The 20,982-nt window shown below is 57.6% G+C and carries 14 protein-coding genes; 11 read left to right on the top strand and 3 right to left on the bottom strand.

The annotated features are described in order from the left end of the window. Positions 1–145: 145 nt before the first annotated feature. From ACRER8_RS16560 to ACRER8_RS16535, 6 genes are all read left to right on the top strand, one after another. Entirely contained in the window at positions 146–1,528 is a 1,383-nt protein-coding gene (locus ACRER8_RS16560; protein ID WP_431747305.1) for an OprD family porin, read from the top strand. 100 nt (positions 1,529–1,628) lie between these two features. Next, positions 1,629–3,236 (top strand): ABC transporter substrate-binding protein, encoded by a 1,608-nt coding sequence (locus ACRER8_RS16555; protein ID WP_431747304.1) that lies wholly within the window; start codon positions 1,629–1,631, stop codon positions 3,234–3,236. Between the two features lie 158 nt (positions 3,237–3,394). After that, a complete protein-coding gene (locus tag ACRER8_RS16550) occupies positions 3,395–4,405 on the top strand; it encodes an ABC transporter permease subunit (RefSeq protein ID WP_431747303.1) in 1,011 nt (336 codons plus the stop codon). 11 nt (positions 4,406–4,416) lie between these two features. After that, positions 4,417–5,328, top strand: coding sequence for an ABC transporter permease subunit (locus ACRER8_RS16545; RefSeq protein ID WP_431747302.1), 912 nt, complete (start codon positions 4,417–4,419; stop codon positions 5,326–5,328). 10 nt (positions 5,329–5,338) lie between these two features. After that, positions 5,339–6,307: an ABC transporter ATP-binding protein gene (locus ACRER8_RS16540; RefSeq protein ID WP_431747301.1), complete on the top strand. Its 969-nt coding sequence runs from the start codon at positions 5,339–5,341 to the stop codon at positions 6,305–6,307. Continuing rightward, the gene (locus ACRER8_RS16535; protein WP_431747300.1) at positions 6,307–7,281 is read left to right on the top strand and encodes a peptide ABC transporter ATP-binding protein; all 975 of its coding nucleotides are present in this window, start codon (positions 6,307–6,309) and stop codon (positions 7,279–7,281) included. Before ACRER8_RS16540 ends, ACRER8_RS16535 begins: the two co-directional genes overlap by 1 nt. Before the next feature lie 899 nt (positions 7,282–8,180). Here ACRER8_RS16535 and ACRER8_RS16530 read toward each other — a convergent pair. Next, positions 8,181–10,742, bottom strand: a complete 2,562-nt coding sequence (locus ACRER8_RS16530; RefSeq protein ID WP_431747310.1) for a PepSY domain-containing protein — start codon at positions 10,740–10,742, stop codon at positions 8,181–8,183. Between the two features lie 448 nt (positions 10,743–11,190). Beyond that, the gene (locus tag ACRER8_RS16525; RefSeq protein WP_431747299.1) at positions 11,191–13,443 is read right to left on the bottom strand and encodes a TonB-dependent receptor; all 2,253 of its coding nucleotides are present in this window, start codon (positions 13,441–13,443) and stop codon (positions 11,191–11,193) included. A gap of 193 nt (positions 13,444–13,636) precedes the next feature. On the opposite strand from ACRER8_RS16525, the gene ACRER8_RS16520 reads away from it, so the two are divergent. The 5 genes from ACRER8_RS16520 to ACRER8_RS16500 all read left to right on the top strand — a co-directional run bounded on the left by ACRER8_RS16520 (position 13,637) and on the right by ACRER8_RS16500 (position 18,475). Next, positions 13,637–14,317, top strand: a complete 681-nt coding sequence (locus ACRER8_RS16520) for a Fe2+-dependent dioxygenase (protein ID WP_431747298.1) — start codon at positions 13,637–13,639, stop codon at positions 14,315–14,317. Between the two features lie 2 nt (positions 14,318–14,319). Continuing rightward, positions 14,320–15,114 (top strand): tetratricopeptide repeat protein, encoded by a 795-nt coding sequence (locus ACRER8_RS16515; RefSeq protein ID WP_431747297.1) that lies wholly within the window; start codon positions 14,320–14,322, stop codon positions 15,112–15,114. A 280-nt stretch (positions 15,115–15,394) separates the two neighbouring features. Beyond that, positions 15,395–16,588 carry an alpha-xenorhabdolysin family binary toxin subunit A gene (locus ACRER8_RS16510; protein ID WP_431747296.1) on the top strand — a complete coding sequence of 398 codons (1,194 nt, stop codon included), beginning with the start codon at positions 15,395–15,397 and terminating at the stop codon, positions 16,586–16,588. Next, the gene (locus tag ACRER8_RS16505) at positions 16,585–17,574 is read left to right on the top strand and encodes an alpha-xenorhabdolysin family binary toxin subunit B (protein ID WP_431747295.1); all 990 of its coding nucleotides are present in this window, start codon (positions 16,585–16,587) and stop codon (positions 17,572–17,574) included. The genes ACRER8_RS16510 and ACRER8_RS16505 overlap by 4 nt, the downstream gene beginning before the upstream one ends. An 88-nt stretch (positions 17,575–17,662) precedes the next feature. Next, on the top strand, positions 17,663–18,475 hold the full coding sequence (locus tag ACRER8_RS16500; RefSeq protein ID WP_431747294.1) for a hypothetical protein: 813 nt from the start codon (positions 17,663–17,665) through the stop codon (positions 18,473–18,475). 71 nt (positions 18,476–18,546) lie between these two features. On the opposite strand, the gene ACRER8_RS16495 is transcribed toward ACRER8_RS16500, so the two are convergent. After that, positions 18,547–19,710: a type III PLP-dependent enzyme gene (locus ACRER8_RS16495; protein ID WP_431747293.1), complete on the bottom strand. Its 1,164-nt coding sequence runs from the start codon at positions 19,708–19,710 to the stop codon at positions 18,547–18,549. Between the last annotated feature and the right edge of the window lie 1,272 nt (positions 19,711–20,982).

The following is a 20,982-nucleotide window of genomic DNA, read 5'->3' as shown; positions in this document are numbered from 1 at the left end:
CGTGCCACAGGTGATTTTCGCCTTTGGCACTGCTTTATCCGCGATCCGCGGAACGAGCGAAAAAAGGCCCACAAGGCCGTTTCATCAAAGCCGGTCCACCCATAAAAACCGGCCTCTATAAAGATGTAATAGGGAGCTTCAAAACGTGAAAAAAGTCAGCACTGCTGTATTCGCCTTATCCGCACTCGCCTCAAGCATCGCGGTTCAGGCAGAGCCAACCAGTCAGGAATTCGTTCCGACGACCCTGGCCACAAACAACGCTCAGAGCGAAGCCCAAGGTTTTCTGGAGGATTCGAAACTGACGGGTTCGACCAGAAACTGGTACTCCAACGAACTGCTGCGTCGCGGCGGCAATTTCAGCCGTAGCGAAAACGGTGCCGTGGTCGATCGTGATCCCCGCCGTATCAACTGGGTACAGGCCACCATCGTTGACTACACATCAGGCTTCACTCAAGGCACTGTCGGCTTCGCCACGCAGATGGCGGTCTACAACGCTGTAGCGCTGGATCGGGACAAGGACGACCTGATGGGCGGCGCCAACCGTACTCTCACCAGGAACAACGGTGACGCGGTCGGTCAGTGGAGCAAGCTGGGCCTTGGCAACATCAAGGCCCGCATCTCCAATACCACCCTGACCGCAGGCCGTCAGTCGCTCAACACTCCGGTGCTGGCTTACATCGGCAACCGCGCGCTGCCATCGAGCTTCGAAGGCGTGAGCGTGCTCAGCGAAGAATTCAACAACCTGTCGTTCACTGCCGGCAGCTTCGACCGCGTTTCGCCGCGCTCCGAGCAGAGCCTGACCAAGTTCCGCTCCGAGTACACCGCCAACGCGAACATCGAAGCGGATCGGGTGGACATGGCCGGCATCGACTACAAGCCTTTCAAGAGCCTGACCACCAGCCTTTACGCCTCCAACGTCGAGGACTTCTGGCACCAGTACTACTTCTCGTTCCTGCACGAGATGGGCGACACGGACGTTCTGGGTCTGTCGACCAACCTGAACTACTACAAAACCAAAGATTCCGGCCAGAAGAAAATGGGCCCGATCGACAACGACACCTACAGCTTGTCGTTGACCGCAACCCACAAGGCGCACAGCTTCAGCATCGCGTATCAGGAAGTCGAGGGTGATACCTACTTCGACTACATCCACGACAGCAACGCCATCTTCCTGGCCAACTCCCTGCTCTCGGACTTCAACGGACCGAACGAGAAGTCGGTACAGCTGAGCTACCTGCTGAACATGGCCGACTATGGCGTGCCAGGCCTGAAATTCAACGTCTACCAGGCGCGCGGTTTCGACATCGACGGTACCCACTACAAGGGCACCGCCTATGACGTACGCGGCATGGATGGTGAAACCCACTATGAATACGGCGTCGGTGCCTCGTACACCATGCAGTCCGGGCCGCTGAAGGCTTCGACCATGCGCGGCACCTACACCACCCACCGTGCGAGCGCCAACCAGGCTGACGGCAGCATCAACGAGTTCCGTCTGGTGACCACGATTCCGTTCAACATCCTGTAATCACACAACCGTGGGCAGTTTCGGGGCAGTTTCCAGACAGAACTTAATGCCCCGAAACACCCACTCAGTAATGGCTTCATCACTTGCGGAGGGCGTTTACTTGAAATCGACAGTCAAACTCGCAACATTGCGCAACGCAGTCGCACTGGCACTGTTCAGCGTCGCGGTCGGCGTTTCGGCCAAGCCCCTGGTGGTCTGCACCGAAGCCAGCCCGGAAGGGTTCGACACGGCGCTGTACACCACCGCCGTTACCGCCGATGCGGCAGCGGAGACCATTTACAACCGTCTGGTGGATTTCAAGCCCGGCACCACCGAGATCGAGCCCGCGCTGGCCGAGTCTTGGGAAATCAGTGAAGACGGGCTCAATTACACGTTCCATCTGCGCAAAGGCGTCCAGTTCCACACCACCGATTACTTCAAGCCGACGCGCGACATGAATGCCGATGACGTGGTCTGGAGCTTCCAGCGTCAGCTGGACCCGAACCATCCATGGCACAAGCAATCGAGCGTGGGTTTTCCGTACTTCGAGAGCATGGGCTTCAAGGAGCTGCTCAAGAACGTCGAGAAGGTTGACGACAATACCGTGAAATTCACCCTGACCCGTCGCGAAGCACCGTTCCTCGCCGACGTGGCCATGGCGTTCGCTTCGATCTACTCGGCCGAATACGCCGATCAATTGCTCAAAACCAACAAGACCGAAGGTCTGAACAGTCAACCGATCGGCACCGGGCCGTTCGTCTTCCAGCGTTACGCCAAGGATGCGCAAGTGCGCTTCAAGGCCAACCCGAACTACTTCCGTGGCAAGCCGCCGGCTGACACGTTGGTCCTGGCCATCGCCACTGACAACAATGTGCGCCTGCAGAAGCTCAAGGCCAATGAATGCCAGATCGCGCTGTACCCCAAGCCCGATGACATCCCGAGCATCAAGACCGACCCGAACCTGAAGGTCGAAGAATTGAACGCGATGACCACCGCCTACATCGCGATGAACACCACGCACAAGTACATGAGTGACGTGCGCGTGCGTAAGGCCATTGAAATCGCCTTCGACAAGGAGGCGTACGTCAACGCACTGTTCGGCAAGGGCAACGCCACCGTTGGGGTCAACCCGTATCCGGACACGCTGCTGGGCTACAACAAAGAGCTGAAAAACCCGGTGCACGACCTGGACAAGGCACGTGCCTTGCTTAAGGAGGCAGGCGTTCCGGACGGCACAGTCTTTACCCTTTTCACCCGCAACGGCGGTGGTCCGACCAACCCGAATCCGATGCTGGGCGCGCAAATGATGCAGGCCGATTTGGCAAAAATCGGCATTAAGTTAGATATTCGCGTCATGGAATGGGGCGAAATGCTCAAACGGGCGAAAAACGGCGAGCACGACATGGTGTCGGCTGGCTGGGCAGGCGACAATGGCGACCCTGACAACTTCCTGACCCCGAACCTGAGCTGCGAGGCCGCCAAAAACGGCGAAAACTACGCGCGCTGGTGCAATCAGAAGTTCCAGACGTTGATCGATCAGGCTCGGGAAAAAACCGACCCGGCCGAACGCGCTGCCCTCTATGAGCAGGCACAGGCGATCGTCAATGAAGATCAGCCATGGATCAGCATGGCGCACACCAAGATGTTTACCGCAATGCGCAAGAACGTAGAGGGTTATCACATTAGCCCTCTCACCACTAATAACTTCGCTACCACCCAAGTGAAGTAGAAGAAGAATCTGGCGGGCTCCAGGCTTCGTACGAAATGTTTTGACGCGAAGGTGAGGCGGTTTTAACGCAGCATCACCGAGTGTCAGGACGTGTCGTACCAGGCATTACCGCAGACCCGCCAGTACACGCCTAACCGGCAGATGAGGTACACGAGAAGATGTTTAGTTTTATCGCTCGCCGAGTGGGGTTGCTAATACCCACCTTCTTCGGCATCACCTTGCTGACCTTCGCGTTGATTCGCCTGATTCCGGGCGACCCGGTCGAAGTCATGATGGGTGAACGCCGGGTCGATCCGGAAATGCACGCCCAAGCCATGGAACGTCTTGGCCTGAACAAACCCCTTTATGCGCAATACATCGATTACGTCGGCAAGCTCGCCCATGGCGACCTGGGCGAATCGCTGCGGACGCGCACGAGCGTGTGGACCGAATTCACTTCGCTGTTCCCGGCCACCCTGGAACTGTCGATTGCGGCGCTGATATTCGCTGGCATCATCGGACTTCTGGCAGGTGTCATCGCGGCCTTGCGACGAGGATCCCTGTTCGACCATGGGGTAATGGGTATTTCGCTTGCGGGATACTCGATGCCGATCTTCTGGTGGGGTCTGATCCTGATCATGTTCTTCTCGGTATCGCTGGGCTGGACCCCGGTATCGGGTCGTATCGACCTGCTCTACGACATCGAGCCAAAAACCGGCTTCATGCTGATCGATACTCTGCTCAGTGATGAAGAAGGCTCGTTCATCGATGCGTTGCGTCACCTGATCCTGCCTGCCATCGTGCTGGGCACCATTCCGCTGGCGGTGATCGCACGGATGACCCGCTCCTCGATGCTTGAAGTGCTGCGTGAAGACTACGTACGCACCGCGCGGGCCAAAGGCCTGTCGCCGGCTCGCGTGGTCTTTGTCCACGGCCTGCGCAACGCGCTGATCCCGGTCTTGACCGTGTTCGGCCTGCAGGTGGGCACACTGCTCGCCGGTGCCGTACTGACCGAAACGATCTTCTCCTGGCCGGGTATCGGCAAATGGCTGATCGAAGCCATTGGCGCCCGTGACTACCCTGTCGTACAGAACGGCATCCTGTTAATCGCCTGCCTGGTGATTCTGGTCAACTTCGTGGTGGACATCCTCTACGGCTTTGCCAACCCACGCATTCGTCACCAGCGCTGAGATCACTTTTTATGAGCACATCTACTCCCGTGGTAGCAGTCGATCAAAGCCTGCTCTACCCGTCCGTTTACAAAGAGTTCTGGCAGCATTTTTCCAAGAACAAAGGCGCTGTCGCAGGCCTGGCGTTCATGCTGCTGGTGGTTTTCTGCGCCCTCTTCGCCCCATGGGTTGCACCCCATGACCCAAGCGAGCAATTCCGCGACTTCCTGCTGACCCCGCCGGTCTGGCTCGAAGGCGGCCAATGGCAGTTTCTGCTGGGCACCGACGAGCTGGGCCGTGATCTGCTGTCGCGTCTGATCCAGGGCTCGCGTCTGTCGCTGCTGATCGGTTTGTCGTCGGTGGTGATGTCGTTGATTCCGGGGATCCTCATGGGTCTGCTGGCCGGTTTCTTCCCGAAAATCCTTGGGCCCACCATCATGCGTCTGATGGACATCATGCTGGCCCTGCCTTCGCTGCTGCTGGCCGTTGCCATCGTCGCGATTCTTGGCCCTGGCCTGATCAACACCGTGATCGCCATCGCCATCGTCTCGCTGCCGTCCTACGTGCGCCTGACTCGCGCCGCGGTCATGGGCGAACTGAACCGCGACTACGTGACCGCTGCCCGTCTGGCTGGCGCCACCCTGCCACGCCTGATGTTCATCACCGTGCTGCCAAACTGCATGGCACCGCTGATCGTTCAGGCAACCCTGAGCTTCTCCTCGGCAATCCTCGACGCCGCGGCACTGGGCTTCCTGGGTCTGGGTGTACAACCGCCAACGCCTGAGTGGGGCACCATGCTCGCTTCGGCCCGCGATTACATCGAACGCGCCTGGTGGGTGGTGAGCCTCCCGGGTCTGACCATTTTGCTCAGCGTGCTGGCAATCAACCTGATGGGCGACGGTCTGCGCGATGCGCTGGACCCGAAACTCAAGAACGCCGCCTGAGGACGTCCGAATGCCACTTCTAGAAATCAACAACCTCAACGTTCGTTTCGGCGACGCCACTGCCACTCCGGTCGTCGATGGCCTGGACCTGGCCGTGGACAAAGGCGAAGTGCTGGCGATCGTCGGCGAATCGGGCTCGGGTAAATCCGTGACCATGATGGCGCTGATGGGCCTGATCGATCATCCCGGCATCGTCACCGCCGACTCCCTGAGATTCGACGGCAAGGACATGCTGAAACTGAGCTCGCGTCAGCGTCGGCAGATCGTTGGCAAGGACCTGTCGATGGTCTTCCAGGACCCGATGACCGCGCTCAACCCCAGCTATACCGTGGGCTTCCAGATCCAGGAGGTGCTGCGTGCGCACCTGGGCATGTCTGGCCGCGCGGCGCGTCAACGTGCTCTTGAGCTGCTCAAAAAGGTCGAGATTCCAGGCGCTGAACAGCGTCTGGACGCCTACCCGCACCAGCTCTCCGGTGGCATGAGCCAGCGTGTGGCGATTGCCATGGCAATTGCCGGCGAACCGAAATTGCTGATCGCCGACGAACCGACCACCGCGCTCGACGTGACCATCCAGGCACAGATCATGGACCTGCTGCTGGCCCTGCAGAAAGAGCAGGACATGGCGCTGGTGCTGATTACTCACGACCTGGCCGTCGTGGCCGAAACCGCACAGCGCGTCTGCGTGATGTATGCCGGTCAGGCGGTGGAAGTCGGTCAGGTCCCGGGCCTGTTCGACGTGCCCGCGCACCCCTACAGCGAAGCGCTGCTGGCGGCGATCCCCGAGCACAGCATGGGTGCGGCGCGATTGTCGACGCTTCCGGGCATCGTTCCCGGTCGCTACGACCGTCCAAGCGGCTGCCTGCTGTCGCCACGCTGCCCGTATGTGCAGGAAAAATGCCGCCAGCAACGCCCGGCGCTGGACCCTAAAGTCCAAAGCCTGGCCCGTTGCTTCTTTCCGCTGAATCAGGAGGTGGCGTAATGAGCGAGATCGTATTGACCGCCCGTGACCTGACCCGTCACTACGATGTATCCCAGGGTCTGTTCAAGCCACATGCCACGGTTCGCGCCCTCAACGGGGTGTCGTTCGAACTGGAGGCCGGCAAGACCCTGGCCGTGGTCGGTGAATCCGGCTGCGGCAAGTCCACCCTCGCCCGCGCCCTGACGCTGATCGAAGAGCCTTCATCGGGCTCGCTGAAAATCGCTGGGCAAGAAGTGACCGGCGCGACCAAGGATCAACGCAAGCAACTGCGCAAGGACGTGCAGATGGTGTTCCAGAGCCCATATGCCTCACTGAACCCTCGTCAGAAGATCGGTGATCAACTGGGCGAGCCACTGCTGATCAACACCAAGCTGTCTGCGGCCGAGCGCCGCGAAAAAGTGCAGGCGATGATGAAGCAGGTGGGTCTGCGGCCTGAGCACTATCAGCGCTATCCGCACATGTTCTCTGGTGGTCAACGTCAGCGTATCGCCCTTGCCCGCGCGATGATGCTGCAACCAAAAGTGCTGGTCGCCGACGAGCCGACTTCGGCGCTGGACGTGTCGATTCAAGCGCAGGTATTGAACCTGTTCATGGATCTGCAGCAGGAATTCAACACCGGTTATGTGTTCATTTCGCACAACCTGGCGGTGGTGCGCCATGTCGCCGATACGGTGTTGGTGATGTATCTGGGGCGTCCGGCGGAGATGGGGCCCAAGGAGGAGATCTACAATCGTCCGCTGCACCCGTATACCCAGGCGTTGCTGTCGGCGACTCCGACGATTCATCCGGATCCATTGAAGCCGAAGATCAAGATCGTCGGGGAGTTGCCCAACCCGCTGAATCCGCCGTCGGGCTGTGCTTTCCACAAGCGTTGCCCGTATGCGACGGAGCGTTGTGTCGTTGAAGTACCGGAGTTGCGTATGGTGGATAACCGGCAGGTGGCTTGTCACTATGCGGAGCAGTTCGTGGTTTGATTTGGGCCTGACTGCGGGATGAGAGAAGGCCGTTGCGTTTGAGCGTGACGGCCTTTTTTTGGTTTGCTTTTTGGCGTTGGGATTCGGTGCATATCCGTTATATGTAGTGGCGTTGATATTGGTTCTGCCTAACGGCAGAAGCGTTTCGCGTTCGGGGGTGTCTGAACCATCGCGCAATATGAGCCTGACTGGCTGGAGCTAACTCTCCTCGCATTGCTGCCGAACCCAATTCTTAGCTACCCCCCCGATCTGCTGTAGGAGCCGGCTCGCTGGCGAACGTGGTGGCTCAGGCACAGATGCGTTGTCTGACACTCCGCATTCGCCAGCAAGCCGGCTCCTACAGGTTTTGCGGCGTGCCGGGGGACTTCGCATACACGCCGAACCCCCTGTAGCAGTCCAGTCCAGCTTGCCGGCGGTAGCGATCTCACGGGCGTCACCGCCGGCAAGCCGTGCTGCTACAGATTCCGCGGCGTACCGGCGATTGATTTTCCAGACCAAAAAATGCGTAAAGCGCACAGCGCGCTTTGCTTTTGCTTTGCTTTTCTTACGCGATAACTCCGACGCCGCAAATCGCGACTTGGGGGCAGGCCGAACGCAGGCTTTGCTGCGTGGGCCGAGCGGCATGGATGCCGCGAGAGCCGCCCCCGGCCATGGATGGCCGATGGCGGCGGGCCCACGGAGCGTTGCCGGAGTGAGGGAACCCGACGAAGGAGGGCCAAACCAGGAGCAAGCGCTTTTGGTTACTTTTGTCTGGTCCGGCATTCCGGCTTTTCAAAAGTAGCTCGCCGAAGGCGAAAACTTCTGCCGTTAGGCAGAACCAATATCAGCGCCACCTTCGGTAGCGGATATGCACTCAGAACCCAGTGTCATAACTCAGCAGTTTCGCGCTAGCTAGCGCATCAATAAACATCCCTGCGATACCGTCCCTGCTCAATCAGCGCCTGAACACCTTCCTCACCCAGCAGCGCCTTCAACGTCCCATCGACACCGGCAGCCATGCCCTCCAGACTGCCGCAGATATAAATCGCCGCACCATCGGCCAGCCACCGACTCAACTCATCACCCGCATCGCGCAATCGATCCTGCACATAAACCTTCTGCGCCTGATCCCGCGAAAAAGCCAGATCCAGCCGCGCCAGATCACCCGACGCCAACCAGCCCTGAAGTTCATCAGCACAATGGAAATCGTGCGCCACATTGCGCTCGCCGAAGAGCAACCAGTTACGCCGTTCTCCCTGAACAATTCGCGCCTTGAGCAAACTTCGCAGCCCTGCCAACCCCGTCCCGTTGCCAATCAGAATCATCGGCACCGGCTCACTCGGCAAATGAAAACCGCTATTGCGCCGAATCCTCAGACTGACCGCCTCGCCCACCGCGGCATGCTCGGTCAGCCAGCCGGAGCCCAATCCCAGACTGCCATCGGGGTGCAACTCCTGGCGCACGATCAGTTGTAGAGAACCGTCCATGGGAATCGACGCAATCGAATATTCACGCATCGCCAACGGCACCAGCGCATCGACCAGCGCTTGCGCATGCAGCCCCACCAGATGGCTGCGATTGGCGGGTAACTGACGACTGCTCAGCGCCTGACCCAGGCTCTCATTCAGACCGTCGACCGTAACCGGGGCATCAGGCGCGATCCCCAGCCCGAGAAGAAATGTCTCGACCGCCTGCCGAGCATTGCGCGGCAGCACTTCGATCAGATCACCGGCCTCCCAATTCGCTTCAGACGCTGAGTTCAAACCCAGCAAAAACACCTTCGACCCGACGCTACCTTCGTTAAGCCAATGACGCTGGCTCAATGTCCAGTTTTCATAATCAGGGGCTTTCCAGGGGCTGGCCGGTGTCGAACCGGTCAGTTCGCCCAACTGCTGTTGCCAGTGCTGCAGCGCGACACTGTCGCCACTGTCCACTTCAACCGGCGCGAACAACGTGCTGCCGCCGCGTTCCGTTAGCCAGCCATGCAGACGCTGGGCGAAACCGCAGAAGTGCTGATACTGACGATCACCCAGCCCCAACACCGCATAATTCAGGTTCTCCAGCGACAGCGGGCGGCCCAGCAACTTGCGCTCGAAACCACGGGCGCTGTCCGGTGCCTCGCCGTCGCCGAAGGTACTGACGACGAATAGCGCGTTGCGGCTTTGATTGAGGTCCTGCTCGGTCATGTCGGCCAGACGTTGCACGCGTACCGGCAAGCCCGCCGATTGCAATTGACCGGCGGTCTGCCAAGCCAGTTGCTCGGCAAACCCGCTCTGGCTGGCAAAGCCGATCAGCCATGCCGGACCCTGACTGCCATAAGCGCTGGAAGTCGTCGCCACCTCGCCACGGGCAGCGCGTATCTCACGCTTCTTGCGACGACGATCCAGATACAACAGCCAGCCGGTAATGAAGAACAACGGCATCATCAACGCCGCGACCGTGATCACGATACGGCCGGTGAGCCCCCAATAACTCCCGGTGTGCAGCGCGTAGTTACTGACCAGCAATTGCGCGCCATAGCCCTTGTCGGTGTAGCGTGAATTGGCTTTGAGCTGACCGTTGGCCGGATCGAGGGTGATCTGGTTCAACGCACGGGGATGCGGCGCTGTCTTGAGCAGGTAGAAGACGGTCGCCATCTGTCCCGGCGCCTGCGGCATGCGCAGGTTGTAGGCTTTGAGGTCCGGACCGGCGGCTTTCTGGATCGTATCCCAGATGGCGACGTAATCGGCGGTTGGCGCTTCGACAGGCGCAGCATCCCTGGCACCCGGCCCAGGACGCGGTCCACCGCCACCACGACGCTGCTCGCCTGCCACCGGCGGATCGCCGATCAGTTTGTTCATGCCGTTGCTGAACCAATCGTAGGACCACATCAGCCCGGTGACCGCCAACAGCAGGTAGATGATCAGGCACCAAGTGCCGAACACCGAATGCAGATCCCAATTGAAACTGCGTCCCTTCTTCGCCCAGTCCAGCGTCAGCCACACGCGCCAGTTCAGCGCCTGACGCGGCCAGCGCAAGTACAGACCGGACAGGCAGAAGAACACCAGAATCAGCGTGCAGGCCGCAGTGACCTGTTTGCCGTATTCGCCTGCAGCCAGAAAGCGATGCAGATTGAGCACGAAACCGAAGAAATCCTGACCGACCGCGTCTTCCTTGAATTCACCGGTATACGGATCGAAATTGCGCATCTGCCCACGACGCTCGCCGGGCGCCGGTTTGAACCAGACTTGCGCGACCCGGTCGCCATCGACTTCGACGCGGAACATCGCGACCGTGTCGTTGGCCTGAGCCTGGAGTTTGCTGACCATTTCCGCCAGCGACAGCTGATGATCGCGGGGCTGTACAAAGAGCGCCTCGGGATTGAGCGCATCGGTGATTTCGTCTTCGAACGAATACAGCGCGCCAGTGATGCCCATCAAGGCCAACACCAGACCCGCCGTGATTCCGAAGAACCAATGCACTTGAAACAGAACCTTCTTCAACACCCTCGATCACCTCGATAACCCGTCGCGACGCGCATTATGCGCACAAACGGCATGCATTCTCATCTGTGTCTGATTCTTTGTTCGGTCAAAGCCAGGACGCAAAATTGGGACTCGCCTTCATCACCAGCCCCTCCGCCAACCCTGTGCCAGGCCGGCTTGCCGGCGGTGGCGATCTGACGGACGTCACCGCCGCAAGCCAGGTTGCTGCAGATGCTGCGGCGTGCAGGGAACATTGGGCATGTAACCCCCATGTAGGAGCCGGCTTGCTGGCGAAGGCGTTGGCTCAGTCACAGCTGCGTTGGCTGACCCTGCGCACTCGCCGGCACGCCGGCTCCTACAAGTTTGCGGCATGCCCATATGTCGCCGACGCGTCACCCCAGCGCTTTTTTCGCACAAAAGCCCCACTCACCAACGGCAAGCGGGGCTTCTGGATCGCGCTTCTTTATCAGAAGTGGAAGCTGGCACTCATCAGCGCAGTCCGGCCTGCGGCCATGTGGGCGTAGTGAGTCGTGAATACCTGATCGTAGTAACGCTTGTCGGTCAGGTTCTGCACGTTCAACTGCAGGTCGACGTTTTTGGTCAGTGCATACGTCGCCATCGCGTCGTAGCGCCAGTAGGACGGCACTTCCACCGAGTTGGCTTCGTTGCCGAAACGCGAATCGACGAAAGTCGCGCCACCGCCGACGGTCAGCTTGGGCATGAGCTCGTACGTGGACCAGAAGTTGAAGTTGTTACGCGGCGTGCTAGGCATGTGATTACCCTCGTCCGCCTTGTTGGTGGCCTTGACGATCTCGCTCTCCATATAGGTGTAGCCGCCGTAAACCTTCCACTTGCTGGTGATGTTGCCGCTGTAGGTCAACTCCAGACCGTCGACACGCTGCTCACCATCGAGCACCTGGAACGTAGCGTTGTCAGGGTCGTTGATCCGCGCGTTGGTTTTCTCGGTGCGGAACAATGCTGCGGTCAACGAAAGGTTGTCGTCGAAGAAGTCCCACTTGGTACCGATTTCGTAGTTACGGTTCTTTTCCGGATCGAGATTGGCGTTGTTGTCGGCGATTTCCAAACCACCGTTGCCGCTGGTTTCACCCGACGGGTTGCTCGATGTCGACCAGGCGGCATAAATGCTGCCGTTAGGCAGGGGCTTGTAAGTCACGCCGACCTGGTAGTTCCACAACTGGCTGGTGTTCTCGCGCTTGAAGTCGCCCGCCACCGAGCCGCGACCGCCGGTGCTGTAGCCACTTGAGCGAACATCGTAATCGTCATAGCGAAGGCCTAGGTTCAACGACCATTGTTCATTGAATTTCAGGGTATCGAAAATGTACGCGGCGCTGGTCTTGGTGTCTGTGTCGGTGTAAGCCAGGCTGTCGGTGATCGTGCCGTTCCAGCCATCCTTGGGTGAAGGGTCGTACAAGCTGGTGCAGTCGCCCGAGGCCAGCAACGCTGCATTACAGGTCGAGCCGATCGTACCGCCAGTAGCCGAAAGGACGTTGTAATTACGGTTGTGTGTGTCCTGATACGAGAACTCCATACCGGTGACCAGGCTGTGCTCCACGAAGCCAGTGTTGAACTTCGCCTGCAGGTCGGTCTGGTTGACGAAGCCGCTGGAGGTCGAGTTGCGGCTTTTCGACGAACGCGAGACCAAGCCATTGGCGACGTTGCCACGACTGTCATCCGGGTTGGTGACGATGTAGTCCAGCGTCGAGCGCGACATGCGGAAGCTGTTGGAAATGGTGAGATTGTCGTTCAAGTCGTGCTCGACGCGGAACGTGCCGCTGTCATTGACACTCTTGCGATAATCGCGGCTGTTCAAGCCATAGAAGTTGTTCTCATTGACGTGGGCTGGCCTGTCGACGATGTACTTGCTGCGACCGGGGGTGCTCGTCAGCGGAATGCCATAGTCAGGCATGTCGTCGGTAGACAGGTGGTAGTAGTCGAGTTTCACCCGAGTGTCGGTCCCCAGGCCGAAAGCGAAGGATGGTGCAAAACCCCAGCGGCTGACATCCACGTCATTACGTCCGGCAACGTTGGCATCATGCTTCATCAGATTGAGGCGCACGGCCGAGGTATCGGTCATTTGCTTGTTGACGTCCAGCGTATAACGCTGGGTCTGGTCCGAACCGAAGGTATAACCGCCGTTGTAAGCGTCACCCAGATGAGCGCCTTTGGTGATCAGGTTCAGGCTGCCGCCCGTGGAACCGGCACCTGTGAATGCGGAGCCAGGGCCCTTGCTGATTTCGACCGACTCGACGTTGAAGATCTCGCGGCTCTGCGCGGCGACATCGCGCATCCCGTCGATGAACACGTCGCTTTCGGCGTTGAAGCCGCGAATGATCGGACGATCGGCATTAGGGTTCCCGCCTTCGCCAGCACCAAAAGTAATGCCGGGAGTGGTGCGCAGCGCGTCCGCCAGGCTGGTAGCGGCGGTATCGCGAATCACTTGCTGCGGGATCACCGTGACGCTTTTGGGCGTATCGCGAAGCGGCGCTGTGTACTTTTTCGACGCGGATTCATCGGTTCTGTAGCCGGTGTCGACCTGCTCGCCATCGATCGTCGTGGCGCCAATATTCAGTGCTTTATCCGAAGTGGTTTCCGCAGCGTGGGCCATATGACTGGCAGACATGGCAGCGATGGCAACACCCACGGCGCCGGCAATCGAACGCTGAGAATGTACGGATGATGATGGTGATTGGCGCGACATTTTCCTTCCCCAAGGAACGTTAAGGCCGCCGAATATAGTTGGGAATCATTTGTATTCGCATAAAACTTACAATCTTTACAATTTAGCTTTACGTCTTTTCTCTCCTCATTCGTCCGTGCACACCCACGGGGTTTTACATAGCCAATAAGAATCACTACCATTCGCTACCTTTTCGATACTGAGTGGCAACGCCATGCTCCTACACATTCCCGGCCTCTTTACCCGCGAGGAAGTGCTGCGCATCCGCGAGGCCCTGGAGCAGACCGAATGGGCAGATGGCAAAATCACCGCCGGTCATCAATCGGCGAAAGCCAAACACAACCTGCAACTGGCTGAAGGCCATCCGCTGGCGAAGGAAATTGGCGCGGCGATGCTCGAACGGTTGTGGCAGAACCCGCTTTTCATGTCCGCCGCATTGCCGCACAAGGTGTTTCCTCCCTTGGTGAACTGCTACACCTGTGGCGGCAGCTTCGATTTCCACGTCGACAATTCGGTGCGTCAGGCCAAAGGCAGCATCGAACGGGTGCGAACCGATCTTTCGTCGACGCTGTTCTTCAGCGATCCCGATGACTACGACGGTGGCGAACTGGTCATTCAGGACACCTTCGGCACCCGCGCGATCAAGCTGCCGGCTGGCGACATGCTGCTGTACCCCGCGACCAGCCTGCACAAGGTCAACGCCGTCACACGCGGGGCACGCTACGCATCGTTCTTCTGGACACAGAGCCTGGTGCGCGATGACGGTCACCGCACGCTGCTGTTCGAAATGGACAGCGCGATCCAACAGCTCAGCCGCGACGTCCCCGATCACCCTTCGCTGATCCAACTCACCGGCACCTATCACAACCTGTTGCGCCAGTGGGTCGAGGTCTGAACATGAGCTGGAATCTGCGACGTCAGGAAGTGCTCGATGGCGAACAGCTTCGCACCATGTTGCAGGACAACCCTGCCAGCGCCGCACGCGCGATCCTCATCGCCGCTCAGCAGAACATGGTCGATGCCCAGGCGCTACTGGGCCAGATCCTGCTGGACGGCAACGGCATCGAACAGGATGCCGCCCTGGCGCTGACCTGGTTTCAGATCGCCGCGCGCAACGGCCACGCGATGGCAAACAATATGGCTGGGCGTTGCCATGAACATGGCTGGGGCTGCGAACCCGACGCAGCCAAAGCCGCTGAACATTATCGCCTAGCGGCCGAAGCCGGGCTGGACTGGGGGTTCTATAACTATGGCAACCTGCTCGCCACAGGCCGTGGCGTGAATAAGGATCAGGCCCGGGCGTTGGCCTGCTACCGCAAGGCGGCACAGCTGGGCCATGCCAAATCGATGAACTTGCTGGGCCGCTATCTGGAAGAAGGCGTGTGCTGCGAGCAGGATTCAGCGGCCGCGCACCAGTGGTATCGACGTTCGGCCGAAGGTGGGGATTTTCGCGGACAGTTCAGCCATGCCGCTGTGCTGGCTGATCAGGGACGAATCGAAGAAGCTGTCGTTTGGCTCAAGACAGCCCTGCAAAACGGTAACCTCAACTTCTTGCGAGTCAGTCGCAAGACGTTGCAGCACGCCCACCATCCTGACATTCGTGCACTGGCGCTGGATTACCACCGCAAAGCCGCCGAGTTGGGAAATGAAACGGACAAGAACGAATACAGTCAGCTGTTGGATGCTGACTAAGCACCGGCATGGCCGTCGAAACTTTTAGATACTGCATAATCCAGGTTCGCATTTGATAACTTGATATTTCCATAGTTCTTCTGCCCCCTTTAATCCGGGCATTTGATGCTTGGCGGCCGCTCGCACTGGAACTTTCCTACAACTTAAAACCTCTTTTCCTCTTTGACGCCCACCGGAGAAAAAACTTAGTCTTTCGGCGTGCGAAATATCAAACTTTTTCACACACCACTCAGTCGGTGACCAGCCGACACGTTAAAAAATCATTAAAGGATTAATGATCATGACATATGAGACTTCGGACATTGCCAAAGAGGCGTCAACGGACCCCGCCACCCTCTTTAGCAGTTCTGTCAACGACCGAAACTCCAATATCAGGGATACGGGTCTTATTCTGACCAAAGATCAGATCAAGAGCCTGAAGATCTACGAAGTAACCGCTCTCGCATTGCCGACTTCATTAAGAGACGTCGTTAATTATTTAGGTTATAGATCCGGTGCCGGAAACGGGTTGGAAGCTGTCGATTTTCAAAAGACCTTTACCATCATCCACAACCACGCCAGTCAATGGAATCCGTTGCGCACCGACTTGATCAGCGTAGGCGACAAGCTGGAAATCTTCGCCAAGAAGATGCAGGTTTATGGCGTCAACATGACCCGACTGTTTCAGCGCATCGACAGCACGGGCATCAGGGAAAAGTACAATATTGAAACGCTCGAAGACCTACGCGAACTCGAGCTTGCGCCAGGCGATGAGTTTCCAGTGGTGCTGCCTACTCATCGGCGAAACTTCGGTGCAGTACTGGACAGGATCTTGCAGGACGTTGAGGAACAGGAAGCGGAAGCCCATAGCATCAGACGCCGTCTCGCCGACTTCGGCGAAGAGCTGGCCACTACGGTTCATCGTGAAGTTCGTCTGAAGCTTGCGAGCATCGATAACAACACGCTGGGCGCCGATATCAAGGCGCTGCAAGTTCAGATAGATGAGCGCGCAAAAGCGATCGACGAGAAAACCAAAGAATACAACGCGTTCGTGGAAAAAGCGGTCAGCGGTGTATTCGTTAACCTGGCGCTGACTATTTACGCGAGTGTTCAGGCGGAGAAGGTACGCAAAGAACGTAATCGCATGCGTAAAGAGCAGGAAAAAGCCATTGCAGCACAGGCAAGGAAAAATACGATTCTGGCTTCGTTAAACCGCGTGCGCCTGGATCTGCAAGACCTGGACCTTATCGTTATTGATGCCGACATTGCCACCAAGAATCTGATCGTCGTTTGGAACAGAATGAGCACGTTTATCACGAGTTCCAGAGAGCAGGCCGACAAGATCGATAATGGCCTTGACCTGTTCCTGTTCGAACTTGATTTCGAGAACGTCGTCGACCCCTGGAAAAACGTAGAACAGGATGCTCGAAAACTATTGGATGTTTTCGAACAGGCCGATATTGAATTCAGACAAGAATACGGAACGAATAAATGACTATTTTTGATGACTACCCTCAGCTGGACCTGACCGCCTTGAATGAAGCCGCTAAAGGCGCTTACAACGAAGGCATCACTATTGAACGACTGTATACGCAAACCGCCTATCTTCCTTCTCTCAGTTTGAAAATCGCTCGGATCGATGGCGCTTTACGTACCGCTCACTACAAGTTGAAGGAGACCCTTCAATCGCTGTCTATACCTGCGGCGATCAGCCTGCAACTGATCAACCGGTATCAGACCGCCTATAACCGGGCACCCGACTCCAGCAAGCCTGGGGTTATTGCACGCATGGCGGACGAAGTTTCGAAAATTCTGAATTTGGCAAGTCACGCCAAAATGAGTTTGAAACAGCTGTCGGCACCCTTGTTGGAAACAGTGGAGCTGGACGCTACTCATCGTTTTCTGGTGCAGCTGGCGGTCGAGGCAGAACAGATCCCCCTGGATATTGAAGCGCTCAATCTTCGCAAGGAAGCACTGGATCAGGAACGCAAAACGCTGACAGATGCGCTTTCGCTGATCGAGAGCAAAGGTTTCGCACAGGTGGGCAAGGACACCATTCTGAACGCTCAGGAAGTTTCGAAGCTTGCTCTGGCAGCTCCTGAGTTGGCGATACTTGAGCAGGCCATCGAGTTTGCTCATAAAGTGCTCGATCAAGCCCAGGACCTCGTTAACTACGTCAGTCTGACCAACGCACGGGACGTCATTCGACGCCGAATTGGAGACTTGCTCTCGGAGATCGCCTCCAAGGTCGAGGGTCTGCGATTGGTGCGGTTGCGCCAAGAGTTGATCACCGCCACTCATCGTTTCGATGACCACCGAATCACCTACACCGCCGAGTTCAAAAAAATCGACGCGGCATTGAGCATGTTCCTGCAGACCCACATCGCGGCCGATCTGCAGGATGATGAGTTCAGAGCGGGCCTCATCGCCCAGGCAAATGCACTGATCATCTATTTGAACAGCATTGTTCTAAACCGCTGATCGGCGCCTCGACACAGCAGTGATCTGATCACTGCTGTGTCGAGCATTTTTACGACACCCTTCAGGGTATGTCGTATAGGGAACTCAGATGCCTGGAACATTTATCAGCAAACAGCACTTCACCGATTTGGATGCCTGCATGGCGTGGATGGCCTCCATTGAAACGACACTTATCAACTTCAACCGAGAGACTGCTTCGTCGGGAGTGTTTCTACAGCTTTTCCAAACGCCATTTGCAGCGATAACGGAAGGCAAAACTCAGGCACAGGCATGGACGGTGAAAAGTAACCCCGGGATGTTTAGTGCCATAGACAAGCAGCTCGACTCCATAGCGAACTTTGCCACCCATCTTGTTACCCACCTCGATCCCTTCCCCTTCGTCGATAGAGCGCAGCTTCTGTTGGCATTGAAAGGATTTCCTCTTCCGCCCGGCCCGGCGCCCCACGGGGTGACGCTCTCAATGACCAACTGCCTGCAACTGCTGTCGTATCACCAGAGATCATTAGCGCTGCTGTCTGAGACCGTCCAGGCGTCGAGTCCTGGATATGAAGCCATCCGTGAAGGTATATACAAATCGCTGCCGCGGGTCATCGACTACATGAGCGTGCGCCTGCAGCCTTACAACCCTCTGGCTAAAGTCTTTGCTCCCTCTACCGTCGCCACACAACGTAAAAGGAACACATACCAGCACTACACGCTTGGAATCGCATCCAGCGCCAACTTCCATGCCCAATATCGGCGCATCACGGTTCTATTGGCTCAAGCCAGCTGGCACTTCGGCCAATTGCTCAACAGCCAGACGCCCTCCATATTCAGCCTGAACGTGCAGCTGCTGATGATTGAAGTGAGACATGTTCAGCGTTTCTGCCGAGAAATCGTTGCCCTCAGGACGGGTCGATAGATGCGGACTACCCACTCCTCAAAACGAAAAAGCCCGCGATCACTCGCGGGCTTTTTCATTGCAGCGAACGCTTAAATGTAGAACGACTTCAGCGGCGGGAAGCCATTGAATTCCACAGCGCTATAGCTGGTGGTATAAGCGCCGGTGGACAGCCAGTACAGGCGGTCGCCGATGGCCAGGTTAAGCGGCAAGCCATACTTGTAATTCTCGTACATGATGTCGGCGCTGTCGCAGGTAGGGCCGGCAATCACGACTTCTTCGACCTCGCCCTTCTTCTCGGTCCAGATCGGGAACTTGATGGCTTCGTCCATGGTTTCGATCAGACCGGAGAACTTGCCCACATCCGTGTACACCCAGCGCTCGACGGCAGTACGGGATTTACGCGCAACCAGTACCACTTCGCTGACCAGGATACCGGCGTTGGCAATCAACGAACGACCCGGTTCCAGGATGATTTCCGGCAAGTCATCGCCGAAGTCTTCTTTGAGGAAACGAATGATTTCCTCCGCGTAGGTTTCCAGACTGTTGGTACGCGTGATGTAGTTGGCCGGGAAGCCACCACCCATGTTGATCAGCTTCAGTTCGATGCCGTCTTCTTCTTTAAGACGCTCAAAGATCACCTTCACCTTGGCGATCGCAGCGTCCCAAACGCTGATGTCACGCTGTTGCGAGCCGACGTGGAAGGAAATGCCGTAAGGCACCAGACCCAGGTCACGAGCCAGGATCAACAGGTCCATGGCCATGTCGGTCTGGCAGCCGAATTTGCGCGACAGAGGCCAGTCAGCCGTGGTCGAGCCTTCGGTGAGGATACGCACATAGACTTTCGAGCCCGGTGCGGCCTTGGCGATGTTGCGCAGGTCGGCTTCGGAATCGGTCGCGTACAGACGCACGCCCTTCTCGTAGAAGTAACGAATGTCCCGGGATTTCTTGATGGTGTTGCCATAGCTGATGCGATCCGGGCCAACGCCACGGTCCATCACTTTGTCCAGTTCGTAGATCGAGGCGATGTCGAAACTCGAACCTTTCTCTTTCAGCAGGTCGATGATTTCAACGGCCGGATTGGCCTTGACCGCGTAGTAAACCTTGGCGAATTCGAACCCGGCGCGCAGATCGTCGTAGGCCTTGCTGATCATCGCGGTGTCGATAAGCACGAACGGGGTTTCTTGCTTGTCGGCGAACGCCTTCATTTTCTCGAAGGTGCTTTTCTCGAAATAGTCTTCGACCTGGATCGACATGCGGGGGACTCCTGTTGGCAAACGGTAAAAATCAATGGGTGCGAGCCTTTACGCTCATGAACGTCCTCCGTATCCCCACTTTGGTTCGCCTACTTCCCAAGGCCGATCGCCGAAAGCAAAAAAAGCCATCCCGGTCGATTCAGAGCTACTGCACTTGGCAACACTGCGTTGGAACAAGGCGCGGAATGCTCACTACAATCCGTAGACTCCGCTTCCTTGCCTTGTTCCGCCTTGTCTTGCCTGCACTCGCTATGCTCTGAAACGACCGGGAGCCGGGATTCCCGGGTGGCCTTGCTGTCTCGTCGTCAGTACTTGAGCCGGATGGATCGTTTCCAGCATGGACGTTCGGCGCGAACTTTAGGACCTGAGGGGCTGGAGATCAACAAAAAATGTCGCGTTTATGCCCGTTTTTGCCAGACGGGCATTCGCTCTCGTTCAATTACCCTGTAGTAACCGACCGATGTGACAGGACGATGTTCCCGCAAGTGATAAACCGGGCTGTTTGCGGTCGCCAGGAACACCGCGCCGCCAGTGACTTTTTCGCGAATGAATTCGCTCCCACAGTCGGAACGCGATCTACCTGTGGGAGCGAATTCATTCGCGATGGCGTGAGGTCAGGCACCCGGAAATGCACCTGATCGGGTTAGATCAAACTGACGCCTGCTCCGCCGCTTCCGCTGGTGAAACATCGAACCTGAGGAGAAAGCCCTAGCAACACGGCTTGCCGGTGGTAGCGATTTGAAGAGCGCCGCCGCTGGCATGCCGTGCTGCTACAGAGGTCCATTGCAAGCCAACTGTGGGAGCGAATTCATTTGCGATGGCGTCAGGTCAAGCACCCGAAAATTCACCTGATCGGGTTAGATCACACTGACGCCTGCTCCGCCGCTTCCGCTGGTGAAACATCGAACCTAAGGAGAAAGCCCTAGCAGCATGGCTTGCCGGTGGTAGCGATTTGAAGAGCGCCGCCGCCGGCATGCCGTGCTGCTACAGAGGTCCATTGCAAGCCAACTGTGGGAGCGAATTCATTCGCGATGGCGTGAGGTCGAGCACCCGAAAATGCACCTGACCGGGTTAGATCACACTGACGCCTGCTCCGCCGCTTCCACTGGTGAAACATCGAACCTGAGGAGAAAGCCCTAGCAACATGGCTTGCCGGTGGTAGCGATTTGAAGAGCACCGCCGCTGGCATGCTGTGCTGCTACAGAGGTCCATTGCAAGCCAACTGTGGGAGCGAATTCATTCGCGATGGCGTCAGGTCAGGCACCCGAAAAC

The sequence above is a fragment of the Pseudomonas sp. genome (assembly GCF_050739935.1).
GTDB lineage: Bacteria > Pseudomonadota > Gammaproteobacteria > Pseudomonadales > Pseudomonadaceae > Aquipseudomonas.
The sequence above is the reverse complement of the archived record's forward strand: the minus strand, read 5'-3'. Positions and strand labels throughout refer to the sequence as shown.

Bases quoted from the DNA above. Each gene is read 5' to 3' on its own strand.
- ACRER8_RS16550 (WP_431747303.1), top strand. From the start codon at position 3,395: ATGTTTAGTTTTATCGCTCGCCGAGTGGGGTTGCTAATACCCACCTTC.
- ACRER8_RS16545 (WP_431747302.1), top strand. From the start codon at position 4,417: ATGAGCACATCTACTCCCGTGGTAGCAGTCGATCAAAGCCTGCTCTAC.
- ACRER8_RS16540 (WP_431747301.1), top strand. From the start codon at position 5,339: ATGCCACTTCTAGAAATCAACAACCTCAACGTTCGTTTCGGCGACGCC.
- ACRER8_RS16535 (WP_431747300.1), top strand. From the start codon at position 6,307: ATGAGCGAGATCGTATTGACCGCCCGTGACCTGACCCGTCACTACGAT.
- ACRER8_RS16525 (WP_431747299.1), bottom strand. From the start codon at position 13,443: ATGTCGCGCCAATCACCATCATCATCCGTACATTCTCAGCGTTCGATT.
- ACRER8_RS16520 (WP_431747298.1), top strand. From the start codon at position 13,637: ATGCTCCTACACATTCCCGGCCTCTTTACCCGCGAGGAAGTGCTGCGC.
- ACRER8_RS16515 (WP_431747297.1), top strand. From the start codon at position 14,320: ATGAGCTGGAATCTGCGACGTCAGGAAGTGCTCGATGGCGAACAGCTT.
- ACRER8_RS16510 (WP_431747296.1), top strand. From the start codon at position 15,395: ATGACATATGAGACTTCGGACATTGCCAAAGAGGCGTCAACGGACCCC.
- ACRER8_RS16505 (WP_431747295.1), top strand. From the start codon at position 16,585: ATGACTATTTTTGATGACTACCCTCAGCTGGACCTGACCGCCTTGAAT.
- ACRER8_RS16500 (WP_431747294.1), top strand. From the start codon at position 17,663: ATGCCTGGAACATTTATCAGCAAACAGCACTTCACCGATTTGGATGCC.
- ACRER8_RS16495 (WP_431747293.1), bottom strand. From the start codon at position 19,710: ATGTCGATCCAGGTCGAAGACTATTTCGAGAAAAGCACCTTCGAGAAA.